The sequence below is a fragment of the Paenibacillus lautus genome (assembly GCF_050482385.1).
In the GTDB taxonomy this organism is placed as follows: domain Bacteria; phylum Bacillota; class Bacilli; order Paenibacillales; family Paenibacillaceae; genus Paenibacillus_AQ; species Paenibacillus_AQ lautus_B.
In genome coordinates this window covers 20,099-34,689 of record NZ_JBCNHV010000036.1, presented here as the reverse complement: position 1 = coordinate 34,689, position 14,591 = coordinate 20,099, and the positions used below count along the sequence as shown (strand labels likewise).

Below are 14,591 nucleotides of genomic sequence, written 5' to 3'. Positions count from 1 at the left end.
AGTTCACCTCGTCTCTTTTGGTTGGTTTAGTCGCTTAACCTATTCGAGATTTGGGGAGGTACTCCTTTTTCTATGCCTAAAAAACCTTTTCATTGCAAGGAGTTAGATTTATGAAATTGATTCATATGGGTCTAAAATGAATAAAGATATTTATACTTTCCATCCATATAACCCCTCCCTATTAACCACCCCCGGAGTCAGGTCAGCTGTTAGGAGCGGTGGGTGTGTAGCGGCGGCAGGTGTGGTAAAATGGGAGGAAGACCGTTTAAGTGGTGAGTTCAAAAAGTCAAACTTTCAGCACCAAGAAGGTTGGATGAAGCAAGGGATTGAGGAGCGGAGCGTACGTTTTGGGTACGTGAGCATCGGAAAGCCCGGCTGAATTCAAGATTCGATGTCGAGTGGGCTACTGGTGCTGCTTCGTGATCAAAGGGGGACTTTTTGAATATCCTCTTTAAGTGAAGGTATGAGGTGAACAGGACAATGCAGGGAACCATTCTGGTGGTGGATGACGAACAACCCATCGCCGATATTTTAAAGTTTAACTTGGAAAAAGAGGGCTACGAGGTCATCTGCGCTTTTGACGGCATTAGCGCGGTGGAGATCGCACTTACGAAGCGGCCGGATTTAATGCTGCTTGATTTGATGCTGCCCGGAAAAGACGGAATGGATGTGTGCCGCGAGGTACGTGCCGCGAACCTGCAGATCCCGATCATCATGCTGACGGCGAAGGACGGGGAGATCGACAAGGTGCTTGGACTTGAGCTTGGTGCGGATGATTACGTGACGAAGCCGTTCAGCACCAGAGAAATACTGGCACGCGTGAAGGCGCATCTGCGCCGTCAGCAGAAGCCGGACAACTCAGCGGATAACACAGGCGGCACAAGTGCAGGCGGACAAGGCTTGCGGCTGTTTGAGCTGTTTATTGATACCGATATGTACATGGTATACAAAAGCGGGGAAGCGCTCGATCTGACGCACCGCGAATATGAATTGGTATATTATTTGGCCCGTAATGCCGGTAAAGTGATGACTCGTGAACATTTGCTGCAGGCGGTATGGGGTTTTGAATACTTTGGCGATGTGCGGACTGTGGATGTTACGATTCGCCGACTTCGCGAGAAGATTGAAGAGAATCCGAGCAAGCCGGAATATATCCTGACTCGGCGCGGACTAGGCTACCTGATGCGCAGCGCTAAAAACGGAGGCCTGTAATGAAGTGGCTGTCCTTCTTCCGCACCATTCAGGCGAAGGTCATCATCATCTATGTCCTTCTCATTCTGATCGCGATGCAGCTGATCGGGGTGTATTTTGTTAGTGCGATGAAGAACTCGCTGACCAGCAACTTCACGAAGGACTTGCAGGAGCGTGCCGAGCTGGTGTCGGTTCTGGCAGCTAAGACTCTTGGCGGCGAGAACGATTCGAAGGAGGATTCAAACGACAGCCTGCGTGTCATGGTGAACAATCTGTTCAATCTGAACGGAGCCGAGATTCAGGTGCTGGATTCCACGGGGCGGGTACTAACCACCTCGCTGCCTTCCCATGCGGATTATGTGAACACTAAGAATACACAGACGGTTGTCAGCCGGGCGCTGCAGGGAATACAGGATAATGAGGAATACATTATCGATGATGATAATATCCGCAAAAAAGTGGTGGCCAAGCCCGTCATGTACAATGAGAAAATCGTTGGCGCCATCTACATTGTGGCCAGCATGAGCGAGCTGTACAGCACGATGCAGCGGATCAACAATATTTTTATATCGGGCATTCTGCTCGCACTTGGCTTGACCGCGGTACTTGGCGTGATTCTGTCCCATACGATCACCCATCCAATTAAGGAATTGACCAAGCATGCCCGAGCTGTTGCAGACGGACGTTTCACCGAGAAAACGCCTGTCTTCGGCAGTGATGAGATCGGCCAGCTGAGCCAGGCGTTTAACTATATGACCAGCCGTCTGCGCGAAGCTCTTTCTCAGAATGAGGAGGAGAAGGAGAAGCTCGCTTCGATTCTGACCAATATGAGCGACGGGGTCATCGCAACCGATGAAGCGGGGCGAGTCATCCTGATGAATCGGCGTGCCGGAGAGATGCTGGGCGTGGAGGGAGAAGAGCTGGCAGGACATGATATCGTGTCCCTGCTGGGTCTTGAGGAGTCCGAATCGGAGGCGCTGGCGCTCAGCGAGGGCCATGATTCCAAACTGCTGGAGATTATGCCGCGCGAGGGCAGCGAACCGTTCATGATGCGTGTGACCTTTACGCCGATTCACCGGCGGGAGATCGGCATCACGGGTACGATTGCGGTGCTGCAAGACGTTACGGAGCAGGAGAAGTTGGAAGCGTCGCGGCGGGAGTTCGTGGCGAATGTATCCCATGAGCTGCGTACGCCGCTGACAACCATCAAGAGTTATACCGAAGCGCTGGAGGATGGGGCGCTGGAGGATAAACAGATGGGGCCGCGATTTGTCGGCGTCATTCAGAATGAGACCGGTCGGATGATCCGGCTGGTAACGGATCTGCTGCATCTGTCACGGCTTGATTCCAAGGAGGCTGCGCTGCATAAGGAGCCGACGGATATTGTGGAGATGCTGGAGGACGTAGGGGACCGTTTCTCTTTCCAAATGAAGCAAAAGCATATCCGCACCATTATTGAGGTGAAACCGGGCGTATCGACAGCTATGCTGGACCGGGATGGCATTGATCAGGTTCTCGACAACCTGATATCCAATGCTCTTAAATATACGCCAGACGGAGGCACTATCACCATGGATGCAAGCATTACGGAGGAAGGCATGCTGTCCTTATCGGTAAAGGATACCGGGATCGGCATTCCGAAGAAGGATCTTGACCGGATCTTCGAGCGCTTCTACCGGGTAGATAAGGCCCGGACGCGAAATTTAGGCGGAACAGGCCTCGGTTTATCCATTGCCCGGGAAATTGTCAGGGCACATGGAGGTTTTATTACGCTTCATTCCGAGCTGGAGAAAGGCACCACGGTGACCTTTACCTTGCCCCTGGATAACGAGGGGAGGGCGTTAACGTGAAGGAGCGATTAAAGACCATTCTGCTGGTTGTGTTGGTCGTTGGCAGTTTGCTGCAGAGTTACGTTTTGATTTTCCGCTTTCCGGGCAGTGATTCCGTTGTGCAATCCAAGAACGCCTATATCCGAACCGAGGAAATGGGCCCGGAGGAAAAGCCCGAGAATCTGCTCTTTCCCGACAAGATGATTATTCATCTGGGCGAAGACCAACATACGGTATTCTATCCGAACGATACGTTCTATAATCTCGTGTATAACCGGCTTAAAGGGCGAACTTTTGATAATTTCCAGCGGCGGATGGTCAGCAACATCGATTGGGCCAAGGTTCGCTCCGAGAATCGGGGCATTGAGCTGAGCTTTGATTCCGGCATTCCGGTTACCCTGCTCCAGAGAGTGATGCAGATCGTCCCGGATTCCCTGTTTGAAGGGGAAAGCATCAATAAAATATGGCTGTACAGCGTGGAAGGCGAAGCGAAGATCCATGTGATGTTTTTTAGTACGGAGGGCGATGTCGTTTATGAAGCTGCACAGGCGGATTTGACCGTACAGGACGTGGATCAACTGGTGGACTTCGGGCTGAGCTGGACGCCGTATAAGATGGTGAATGGCCGGTATTATACTCCGGAGAAGGAACTGAATATGGTCAGCATTGAATTGCCGATTGGCGAATATACGGTAGAGCAGATGCAGCGCAGCCTGTTCTTTGACCCTAGCATCACCCGCAACATCCGGGAAAAAGACGGGTCCGAGATTTATACGGACAGTAAGCGGAGCCTGCAGGTGGACCAGGGGCAAAAATGGATCAGTTACACCGATCCGGCTGCGCCGCCATCCGGTGAGAGCAATCCCGGCAAAGATGTGCTGTCCGCGATTGATTTCGTGAATCAGCACGGGGGCTGGAATGGTATGTATAGGCTGGCTAAGGCAGGTGAATCCGAGGATCGGACGCTGGTGAAATTCCAGCAGTACTATGGCGGATTCCCGATCCTGAATACACCAGGCTTCCAGTATGGCGTCATGGAATTGGATTTACAGCAGGGAACGGTCACCTCGTATGAGCGCTCGCTCTTATATCTTGAGTCTGCTTCCTTGAAGAAGCAGATGGTGAAGCTGACAGGAGGCGAGGCCTTGGAAGCGAAGCTGAAGACTTATATCGAGGAGAAAAACATGGTTATCGGTCTGGATCCTGCTTATTTACCGGTGCTGACGGAAGAAGGGCTGCTGCTAAAGCCGGTATGGGCCTTGGAGCTTCAGAACGGGTCAGTTATCATACTCGAATAAATGATGAAGATGGAAATTGAATCACAAGGAGGGATGATCATGGATTGGGGCCGTGCCAAAAATGTATTGATTTACGCGTTTTTGCTGCTGAATCTGGTGTTGGGCTATCAGCTCTGGATGGATTACCGCGAGCAGGTCGGCTCCAATCTGGATTTCACCTCACTTTCCCAAAGCACCCAGCAGGTGATGGAGGAGAATGGGATTCAATTGCTGAGTCCGATTCCAACAGAAACGCCGCAACTGCCCAAGATTAATTATATCTACAGCGCGGAAGCCCAGGGAGAGCCGGTAGGGCTGGAGCAGCCGGTGGATACCAAGCTGATTTATGCCGATGAGAAGGAATTGCGGAATGCGCTGGAAGGCAAGATCGCGGATCTTGGGAACTATCGCCATGATGAGCCGTCGGATAAGGAGAACGTCTTTGTATTCCGACCGTTGGTGCAGAAGGAATGGCCGCTGTTTAATGTGGAATTGGAGTTTATCTATGAATCCCAGAAGATCCATGCGTTTCGCGTACCCGTGTTTGAGATTCTGCCAAGCAGCGATATGGAGGAGCAGAAGGTCCTGCCCGCATCGAAGGCATTGGAGACACTTATTGAACGTAATTTCATCCCGCCTGATTCGGCGGTAAGGGACATTCAGCTTGGCTATTATGGACAGTTGTTTAATACGGAGGATCAGTTAGCAGCACCAACCTGGCGGTTTACATTGGATCATGGCGAGATGATCTATGTACAAGGCATCAGCGGGGACGTGCTGACGCCAAAAAGCGATACGACAAAGGAGTAACAAGACTATGGGGATTTCATTTTCCGTGCTGTCGAGCGGCTCAACGGGCAATGCGACCATTGTCCGCAATGAGGATACGACACTGCTGATTGATGCTGGCTTAAGTGCACGGCGCATCGATGAGCTGTTGAAGGAACGCGAAATGATGGGAGAAGAAATCGACGGGATCCTGGTCACGCATGAGCATTCGGATCATATCCGGGGGCTTGGCGCGGTGGCGCGCAAATACAATCTGCCGATTTTTGCGAATGAGAAGACTTGGGAAGCGATGAGCAAGTCGCTGGGCAAGATTGCGGAAGAGAACCGGATTGTGCTGGAGAGTCATGAGGTCAAGGATTTTGGCACGCTGCGGGTGGAGCCTTTTGAAATATCCCATGACGCTGCGGCACCGGTCGGTTATTGCTTCTATGACGGCGATGAGAAGCTGGGCGTCGCTACGGACCTCGGTTATGTCAGCGATAAGGTGAAGAAAGCGCTGGATGGATCGGATGTCCTGGTTCTGGAAGCCAATCATGATATCGAGATGCTCCGGATGGGACGCTATCCGTGGAATACCAAACGCCGGATTCTCGGCGACATGGGGCATTTATCGAATAATTCGGCAGGCGATGCCTTAAGCGAGCTGTTGACGGGAGATACCAAACGTACATATCTTGCTCATCTCAGCCTCGATCACAACATGATGGAGCTGGCGAGAATGACCGTACGCGATACGATGGAGGACCGCGGCTGCTTCTTTAAGGATAGCGAGTTTAAATTGTGCGATACGTATTATGACCGTCCGACCCCTTGGGACAAGGTGGGGGAGTAGTTTAGGCAACGACAGGTTTACCATAGAAGAATTCATTTCCAAAGCCATTGTATACTAGTAATCATTATATAGGCATAACAAAAACAGCCCCACCGTCATAGGGATCTATGATATGGAGCTGTTTTTGCTGTTTAAGGAAAACCATATTCCAAGAAACAAGGCTCGTTCTAACGCTTGCTGAGACTCTCTTGCGCCATACGAACCATCTCCCGGACCATGGAACCGCCAATCGCACCGCCGACTTTACCGGCCTGCTCGGTGGTCAGATCTCTGTTGTCGCCCGGCTTCAGCGGGACCCCAAGCGACTTGGCTACCTCATATTTGACGTCCTGCTGTCTCTGCGGGTCTACTTGATAGCCTTCGTCCCGCATGACGTCGGTCATGAACTGCTGCATTTCGGGACTCCGGCGTCGCCTTGATCTTCTAGCCATCCCATAACCCTCCTTACAGTATGGTTTCCCCTGCATAGCATTCCCTGCAGGTCACTTACAGATGAATGGATAACCTAACCAGTTCAAATATTAGAGGAGAGATGAAGAGAATGGGACCATGGCAGATGTAGCAAATTCTACACAAAAGATAGAATTAAAGGATCATTTGCATTCAATATCTGACGAAGTCTTACCCAATATATAAACTAGAGGTATGCCTCAGATGTATTTCGTATTAGAGGCTGGGTTGTTTACGGAAGGCCATCGGAGTAACCCCGGTTTCCCGTTTGAATACAGCAGAGAACTGGGAGTCCTTGACGAATCCCGAATCGTTAGCCACTTGCGAGATGGTCATTTCGGTGTGCAGCAGCAGGGACTTGGCATGATCCAGCCGTTTGCGCAGCAAATAGTGCTGAGGAGAGACGCCGGTTGTTTCTTTAAACAAATGGCGGAAGCGCTCGTAACTATACCCGGACATGCTGGCTAACGATTCGCCGGAAATTTTTTGCTGAAAATGCTCGTCCATATAATTGATGGCATATTTAAGCCGCCCTTCATCCGGCTGGAGATGTTTGTTCAGACCTATCAGGCGCTGAATTTGCGTGGTCAACTCGCTGACGAGCAGATTGAGCATTTCATAATATCCCTCCTGCTGGGAGGTAAACTCATATTCCATCCTCAGAATCAGCTGCTGGATCGTATGTTTATCGTCATCCTCAATGACTTTGTTTAAATTGCGGATGGCCTCTTCCTGTTCGCAGAGAAAGCCGATAAAGAGCAGCTCCGAATCGGAGGTATGCTTCTCATCGTGCAGGGTATGTGGAGAGATGAGAGCGAAGGTATGCGGTTTGAAGGCGAAATTTGAAGTTCCGATCCGCGTATTTCCGCTTCCGCCGAAGTAATAAACAAGTTCATAGCATTTATGCTGATGCAGCTGAATATAGGTATCTTTTTTATGGTGAGTATGGAAAAGAAACAGCAGTCGGTCCATAATTCCCCTCCTTGTGGCTAAATATTAGCCGATTATTATAAAAAGATGACCGAATTCGGGTGATATCCCGCCTGTTTTATTGTTATTATCCTATCAGTTAGTTCCTATTATGACAATTCGACAAGACGTGTTCGCTTATGCGTTTAGGGGGACGTCTCTATTCTATTGTCGGTATTTTTGTTATTTTCGTTACAGGTTATGGGTTAGGAACCAACAAACTATAGAGAAAAACGGGGGAGTCGGCTTATCATGGTATTTTCTAAAAAGAGAAGTTTTACAATGTTAGCGGCATTACTCATGGTTTCACTATTGCTCTCCGCATGTTCCGGGTCTGGGGCTGGAAGCAGTACGGCTGGATCGGGGGAGAAATCAGGTTCGAAGACCCTGACAATTATGGCGGAAACCAGTTCCCACGCGGATGCGTTCAAGAGCATCATCCCTGACTTCGAGGAAAAGTACGGCGTGAAAGTGAATGTCGTGGAACTGCCTTACGATCAGTATCAACAACAGCTTAAATTAAAATTTGTATCCGAACAGGTCGATTTCGATTTGGCGTACATCCCGATCGGCTGGGTGCCTGAATTCCAGCTCGCGAACTATATCGTTCCGGTAGCGACAGAGCAGGCCAAGCTGGACGAGCTGGAGCTGGATGACTTTCCGGGAATCGACAACGCTTATTTCGGTGCGGACAAACAGCTGTATTTCCTTCCTTATATGAATGAAACGCACGGCATTCTGTATCGGACCGACCTGTTTGAAGATGCGGCCGAGAAGAAAGCGTTCCAGGAGAAGTATGGCTATGAACTGCAGCCGCCGCAAACGATGCAGCAGTACAAGGATATCGCGGCATTCTTCAACCGTCCGGACGAGAACCTGTACGGCGTGACACTGATGGGCGAGAATAGCATTCTGTCCGGTTTTGCCTTCTATAACCGTCTGTTTAACTACGGCGGCGACTTATACGACAGCAATTATAAACAGCAATTCAACAATGAAGCGGGTATCAAGGCGCTGAATGACTTCAAGGAATTGTTCCAGTATGCCTCTCCTGCGGCCAGACAGTATGGTTGGTCGGATGCTTCCTCCGAGTTTTTGCAAGGACGCAGCGCGATGGCAGAGATGGCCACTACGGTTGCGCAAATGGCGCAGGATCCGAATCAGTCCACGATTGCCGGTAAAGTCGGATTCACTGGAATTCCGGCAAATGATGACAATACCAGCGACATTAAACGTTTCTATCTGCCATACGGTTTTGTCATGACCAAGCAATCCGACAATCAGGAGGCTGCTTTCCAATGGATGGAGTTCGCAACCAGCCAGGAAATGATGGAGAAAGCGGCGCCGGTAGGAAACATTCCTGCCCGTACTTCGGCACTTACCGGAAGTTTGGCTTCGGAATACAGCTTCTATGAGCCGCATGCGGACATCATGAATTCATTCCGCTTGGAGACGCTGCCGCTCATTCCGGAAGGTTCGACAATTACAGGCGAAATTCTGCCAAATGCCGTCGTGAAATATCTGTTCGGCGAACGAGCTGCCGAAGATGCCCTGAAAGAGGCGGAAACCGAATTCAATGAATTGATGAAGTCGCGAGGATACTAAGGATCATACAGGAATGACAGCAGTTCGCTGCTAAGAGAAAGGAAGGGGCACCCTTCCTTTCTCTATATTCTCTAACGTAAGGCGGTTAATGAACAATGCCATCTCAACCACGTGAAAGACTATGGTTCGTTTTACCAGGCATTCTGATCATCGTTCTGGTTCTGCTGATTCCGATTCTGGCAGCGCTGGGACTAAGCTTTTTCTCCTACCCGCTGCAGCGACCGGATTTGGGCATCCAATTTATTGGACTCGATAATTTCAAAAGGCTTCTGGCGGACACCACCTTCATGAATTCATTATGGAGAAGTGTCCAGTTCACGGTAGGCGCCGTTGCCGCGGAAATGATCGTGGGAACGATGCTGGCCCTGCTGCTGAAGGGTCATGTGTGGGGGAAGTCATTCTTCAAAGTTGCCTTTATGGTCCCTATGATGATGGTTCCCGTTGTTGTCGGGGTAGCCTGGAGACTGTTCCTGCTTCCGGGATTTACGCCGCTAGGACCCATCTTCACATTTCTGCATATTCCCTTCGATACATCGAAGCTGCTGACCGATCCGGGCTGGGCAATGTTCTCGGTCATTCTGGCGGACGTGTGGCAGTGGAGTCCGTTTGTCATGATTATGGTACTCGCTAACCTTCAAGGGATCCCGGACGATGTGTACGAGGCTGCCCAGATGGACGGGGCTTCCAGATGGAAGACTTTCTGGTCGATGACCCTGCCATTGGTTGCCCCGGCTTTGCTGTCCGTAGCCGTACTGCGGGCGATGGACGCCGTCCGGACCTTCGACTTGGTCTACATTCTGACCAGTGGCGGACCGGGCACGGCAACCGAGCTGGTGTCGGTATACAACTATAAAATCGCATTTAGCCGCTATGACATGGGATATGCGTCGGCTGTCTCCGCTGCCGTGATGATTCTGCTGGGCGTGGTCATATTTGGCGCGCTTTATATGCTTAGCCGGGGAGGGAAGAAGCGATGAATAGCCGAAAACTGAAAGGCCATCTGTTTACGGGATTCAAAACAGGGATACTTCTCCTGTTCTTCCTCTTCTTTATGCTGCCGATCGTATGGGTGGCGCTGACATCGATTAAACGCCCTGTTGACCAGATGGCCATTCCGCCGGTCTGGTTCCCGGAGCAGCCGGTCTTTGACAGTTACCTGACCCTGTTTCAGAATCCGGATTTTGTGACAAGCCTGGTGAACAGCCTGCTGATTTCCGGCATTGCCACGCTGATCACCGTGGTTATCGGTGCCATTGCGGCTTATTCGATTGAACGCTTCCGTACCGGGGGCCCGCTGCTGCCGAATCTGCTCTTGATGACGCGAATGATTCCGCCCGTGGTCGTGATTGTGCCGATCTTCCTGCTGGCTTACCGCGTAAATCTGCTGGATACGTATGTTCTTTTAATCATTACCTATTCTGCGCTGAATATGGCGCTAATCATATGGCTGCTCCGTTCCTTCTTCGCACAGCTTCCCGTGGAGATGGAGGAGGCGGCGATGATTGACGGCTGTTCCCGCATCGGATTGTTCTTCCGCATCGTCCTGCCGGTGGTCATGCCGGGCATTGCGGCAGCGGGGCTGATCTGCTTCATCTTCTGCTGGAATGAGTTCCTGTTTGCGGTGACGCTGTCGGGCGCCCATACAAAGACGATGCCCGTTTTGACCAGCACCTTCGTGAGCGAACGCGGACTGGACCGGGGGCTGATGTCGGCCAGCGGCTTGATATCCAGCCTGCCTGTTATTGTACTAACGATTGTGTTCCAGCGCTATCTGGTGAGCGGTCTCACCCAGGGAAGTGTAAAGTAATATTTTTTCGTATGGAGAGAGGAAGAATTCAATGAAAAAAGTAATTATTGACTGTGATCCGGGGATGGACGATTCCCTGGCCCTGATCTTGGCGATCAAGTCCCCTGCCCTTCAGGTAGAGGCGGTTACGACGGTAGCCGGTAACTATCCGATCCATGTGACCAGCACGAATGCCCTGAAAGTCATGGAAATGCTTGGGAAGAGCGATATCCCTGTTGCTAAGGGCATGGGGAAACCGCTGGTGCGGGCACTGGCTTCCGATCCGTTCAGCCATGGCTCGGACGGACAAGCTGAATATCATCTGCCAGCGCCGCAGCTGGAGCTGTCAGGCCTGCATGGCGCTGATATGATTATAGAGATGGTCAAGAAGAACGAGGGAGATATTCATATTCTGGCGCTGGGTCCCCTGACCAATGTGGCGCTCGCCATGATGATTGCACCGGAGATCAAACCGATGATCAGCTCGATCACGGCAATTGCCGGTTCCTATGGACTTAATAAATATGCAACAGCTAACGCTACCGGCGATAATCCGCAGAGTGAGTGGAATGTGTACGTGGATCCGGAAGCTGCAGAGATCGTATTTAACTCAGGCGTGCCGCTGTTTGCCATCGGATTGGACGTGGCTACTCATTTTGACGTGAACTTTACGGAGAGTGAGCTTGCCGAGCTGACGCAGTCGCAAAACCGCGAGGCGGATTTCCTGCATAACATGATTCAGTTCGTGCTGGGACGCGGCTTTGAATCGTATTGCGTGCTCATCGATTCGATGGCTGTCGCCGCAGTAATCGAGCCTTCCTTGATTCAATACGTGAAGGGCAAGGTCGGGATTGAGACGAAGGGGGAACTGACCCTGGGCATGACAATTCTGGATACGCGGCATCACCATACGTGGGATCATTTGCCCGAGATCAACGTGGCCTATGAAGCGGACTACCGCCGTTTCTTACGAATGGTGATGGATGCCGTGCTCGCTTAATTGCGGGGAAAACCAATTAACTTATCAGTAGTGGGCGCATAAGCTAGATTCATCTTCAACCAGAAACCCTACCATTTGTGATAGGGTTTCTGGTTTTTTTAATAGGAAAGCAGGATAGGCCGATCTTGTCTACAGGGGCTAAGCGGAGGGGAGCAGGAAGTATTTTTCCAATGGGTGGCTTAGGAAGAATAAGTTGCGGGGAATCGAAATAGGAATGATGTGTGGGTCGCCGAAGTCCCCTTCAACGTTGCGATCTGGACTGGATCGATTTGCCATGAGAGACTGACGATATTGCCATTTTCTTTACATCATTGTCCGGTATGCTGTTTAAGGCGGGAATGTGCGAATGAGGGTTGTAGGCTGCTAAGAATAGCGGATATGCCGGAAGAGAAGAGTTGGATTGAAGAAAATCCCTGCATAATGGAACCTTTTGGTTGTCCGCACGTATACAAGGTTAATAGGTTCATCCGGGCTATTCGTTGTTATGAAATGAAGAATCTCTCATTGCACTGACTCTCAAAATTGCCATCAATTTGGCATTTGTTTTTATTAAAGAAAGCTGACGTGAACCTCTGTTCGTGTGGTACAATAGGAACACTAGAAGGTCTGAATGCTTCTGTTAAGCACTTGCATCGAATAAGCACCAGGGCATTTGCATTTCTAAAATGCGACCGGCCCAGGTTTTCCCATCTTTTTTTAGAAAAAACAGATGTTTCGCGCTTAAGTCGCCCTGTTTGTGGTAATAGAAGAATACAGGGTTTTTTTTGAACTGTTGGGTGCCAATACATACCTTTTTTGGAACTACATTTCAGGCTATGGATTGAAATATTCAATGTAAAGCCATATTTCGATAAAAGTTCAAACAGAATGCTCAAAAATGCAACTTTTTTAGCCGCTGAAGAGTCTTTACAATAGAGAGATATTTAACAGGTGGTACGCTGCCGATTTCATAGGAATCTAGATACATTCGGTACAGGGCAGGTTGTTATGACGACAAGATGATTTCATAGGTCAGTCGGTAATGGCGGAGGGTCTGAAGCTGGTAAAGTATCTTGACGCGTAGCAACCAAGGGGAGAGAGGGATCGCAATGGGATTATTTGACGATGATTTCTATTCAACTAAAATTTCCAGACGGAGCAAAAATACCAGCGAGGACCGACCTGAGCGAACGAAGTGGCGGACGACCCGCCGTAAAAAGGGTTTATCCACATTCCAGATTTCCGCGATCAGTTCGGTGTGCAGTGCTCTGATTGCGGTGATGCTGTTCAGTTTCATAACGGGCCATCCTGCGACCTCTTCACCGATTACCCTGATTAATGGCAGCCATCAGCTGTCGTCCGATGGGGATCCCTATGAACGGATTATTAGCGTTGCTCAGAAGGTGCGACCGGTTGTTGTCAGTGTGCTGACACATAAAGAGACCGCGGTGCCTGAAGAGGAAGGCCTTGAGGGAGAAGGATTGAAAGAGGATTTCGGTACCCTGCCTGAGGAAGAGGGAGACTTTGAGCTTCCGGAGGGATTCGACTTCGGTGAGGATTTTGATTTCGGAAATGATTTCGGCAGTTCACAGGAAGACACCCTGGGCTCTGGCGTTATCTTCAAGAAACTTGAAGGCAAAGCCTTCGTGATTACGAATAACCATGTGGTGCAAGGCGCCGCTTCCCTTGAGGTTGTGCTGGTGGGCGGCGAGAAGAAGAAGGCGACGTTGGTCGGAACAGACAAAGTTAGCGATATTGCTGTTCTGTCGATTGACAGTAAAGGCATCGGAGAGGTCGCAGAATTTGGGGATTCCTCCAAGCTTCGACTCGGCGAAACGGTGATCGCTATCGGCAACCCGCTGGGACTTGGCGACACGCTCACATCCGGGATTGTCAGTTACACGAATCGCGTAATACCGGTATCCCTGAACCAGGACGGCATCTACGATTGGGAGCAGGCGGTCATTCAGACCGACGCTGCCATTAATGAGGGGAATAGCGGGGGCGCTTTGGTGGATTTGAACGGTAAAGTGATCGGCATCAACACGATGAAAATTGCGGACACCGGCGTAGAAGGGCTTGGGTTTGCAATTCCGGTCAATGAAATTACGGAGGTTGTAACCGAGCTGATGCTGAAGGGGCATATTGCACGCCCTTATCTTGGCGTATACACTGTAGACTTGGGTAACCCGTATGCTCCACTGAGCAAGAAGGAGAAGGAGAACCTTAAGCTGCCGAAGACGGTAACCGAAGGCGTGGTCGTGCTGGATGCACTTGGACCTGCACTGGATGCCGGCCTGCAGCTGAACGACGTGATCATCAAACTGGACGGCAAACCGATCACGACAACACTGGAGCTGCGTAAGCATCTCTACCTTAACACGAAGGTGGGCAAAGACCTGGACGTGACCTTCTATCGTGACGGCAAGCTGCAGTCGCTGAAGGTGATGCTGGAAGAGAAGCCTGGAGAATAATGCAGGCTGGATTGGCTGACTTGCTTGGGCCCAAGTCACTGCGGATTTTTTTTGGAGTAAATGTGCTTGTCCATTGTTTAATGCAGCAGGTTCATGGGTATATATTACGGTTAGCGTTGAATATTATCCAATATAGAGAGATTGAAAAAGGTTAGATACGAGCCGTGAAACGGCCGCGAAGAAGAGCGTGGATTACGCTCTTTTTTTGCTGTCTGCATCGACATGATGGTGGGTAGAAGGACTTTGGATGTGAAATCCATGGATAGATAGGAAGCTTTTGTGGATTGAAAAACGGCCGGGATGAGCAAATGGGTTAAAAACATTTCTTTTTCTCGTAGAGTGTGGTAGAACAGAAGAGTGGCTATACTGGTTTGAAGAAAAACACAACATGAGGCGAAAGATAGAAAGGA

12 protein-coding genes are annotated in these 14,591 nt (G+C 50.3%); 10 read left to right on the top strand and 2 right to left on the bottom strand.

Going from position 1 to position 14,591, the window contains the following annotated elements; genetic code table 11:
* The first annotated feature begins 480 nt into the window (after positions 1-480).
* From yycF to ABEW73_RS32790, 5 genes are read left to right on the top strand one after another with little or no spacing between them, the layout of a single operon-like run.
* On the top strand, positions 481-1,212 hold the full coding sequence (gene yycF, locus ABEW73_RS32810; RefSeq protein WP_071219355.1) for a response regulator YycF: 732 nt from the start codon (positions 481-483) through the stop codon (positions 1,210-1,212).
* Positions 1,212-3,041, top strand: coding sequence for a cell wall metabolism sensor histidine kinase WalK (gene walK, locus ABEW73_RS32805; RefSeq protein ID WP_430206426.1), 1,830 nt, complete (start codon positions 1,212-1,214; stop codon positions 3,039-3,041). The genes yycF and walK overlap by 1 nt, the downstream gene beginning before the upstream one ends.
* A complete protein-coding gene (locus ABEW73_RS32800) occupies positions 3,038-4,318 on the top strand; it encodes a YycH family regulatory protein (RefSeq protein ID WP_430166290.1) in 1,281 nt (426 codons plus the stop codon). The genes walK and ABEW73_RS32800 overlap by 4 nt, the downstream gene beginning before the upstream one ends.
* 39 nt (positions 4,319-4,357) lie before the next feature.
* Positions 4,358-5,107 carry a two-component system regulatory protein YycI gene (gene yycI / locus ABEW73_RS32795; protein ID WP_430166292.1) on the top strand — a complete coding sequence of 250 codons (750 nt, stop codon included), beginning with the start codon at positions 4,358-4,360 and terminating at the stop codon, positions 5,105-5,107.
* Positions 5,108-5,114: 7 nt separating this feature from the next.
* Positions 5,115-5,918 carry an MBL fold metallo-hydrolase gene (locus ABEW73_RS32790; RefSeq protein ID WP_430166294.1) on the top strand — a complete coding sequence of 268 codons (804 nt, stop codon included), beginning with the start codon at positions 5,115-5,117 and terminating at the stop codon, positions 5,916-5,918.
* A 167-nt stretch (positions 5,919-6,085) separates the two neighbouring features.
* Here ABEW73_RS32790 and ABEW73_RS32785 read toward each other — a convergent pair whose 3' ends face one another.
* On the bottom strand, positions 6,086-6,349 hold the full coding sequence (locus ABEW73_RS32785; protein WP_207797551.1) for an alpha/beta-type small acid-soluble spore protein: 264 nt from the start codon (positions 6,347-6,349) through the stop codon (positions 6,086-6,088).
* A gap of 235 nt (positions 6,350-6,584) precedes the next feature.
* On the bottom strand, positions 6,585-7,340 hold the full coding sequence (locus tag ABEW73_RS32780) for a helix-turn-helix domain-containing protein (RefSeq protein WP_430166296.1): 756 nt from the start codon (positions 7,338-7,340) through the stop codon (positions 6,585-6,587).
* 279 nt (positions 7,341-7,619) lie between these two features.
* Here ABEW73_RS32780 and ABEW73_RS32775 point away from each other — a divergent pair, with 279 nt between their 5' ends.
* The 5 genes from ABEW73_RS32775 (at position 7,620) to ABEW73_RS32755 (ending at position 14,181) form a co-directional block, all read left to right on the top strand.
* Positions 7,620-8,942, top strand: coding sequence for an ABC transporter substrate-binding protein (locus ABEW73_RS32775; RefSeq protein ID WP_430166298.1), 1,323 nt, complete (start codon positions 7,620-7,622; stop codon positions 8,940-8,942).
* Positions 8,943-9,037: 95 nt separating this feature from the next.
* On the top strand, positions 9,038-9,919 hold the full coding sequence (locus ABEW73_RS32770) for a carbohydrate ABC transporter permease (RefSeq protein WP_430166299.1): 882 nt from the start codon (positions 9,038-9,040) through the stop codon (positions 9,917-9,919).
* Entirely contained in the window at positions 9,916-10,749 is an 834-nt protein-coding gene (locus ABEW73_RS32765) for a carbohydrate ABC transporter permease (RefSeq protein WP_430166300.1), read from the top strand. The genes ABEW73_RS32770 and ABEW73_RS32765 overlap by 4 nt, the downstream gene beginning before the upstream one ends.
* A gap of 31 nt (positions 10,750-10,780) precedes the next feature.
* Positions 10,781-11,728 carry a nucleoside hydrolase gene (locus tag ABEW73_RS32760; RefSeq protein WP_430166302.1) on the top strand — a complete coding sequence of 316 codons (948 nt, stop codon included), beginning with the start codon at positions 10,781-10,783 and terminating at the stop codon, positions 11,726-11,728.
* Between the two features lie 1,088 nt (positions 11,729-12,816).
* Positions 12,817-14,181, top strand: coding sequence for a S1C family serine protease (locus ABEW73_RS32755; protein WP_430166303.1), 1,365 nt, complete (start codon positions 12,817-12,819; stop codon positions 14,179-14,181).
* The last annotated feature ends 410 nt before the right edge of the window (positions 14,182-14,591 follow it).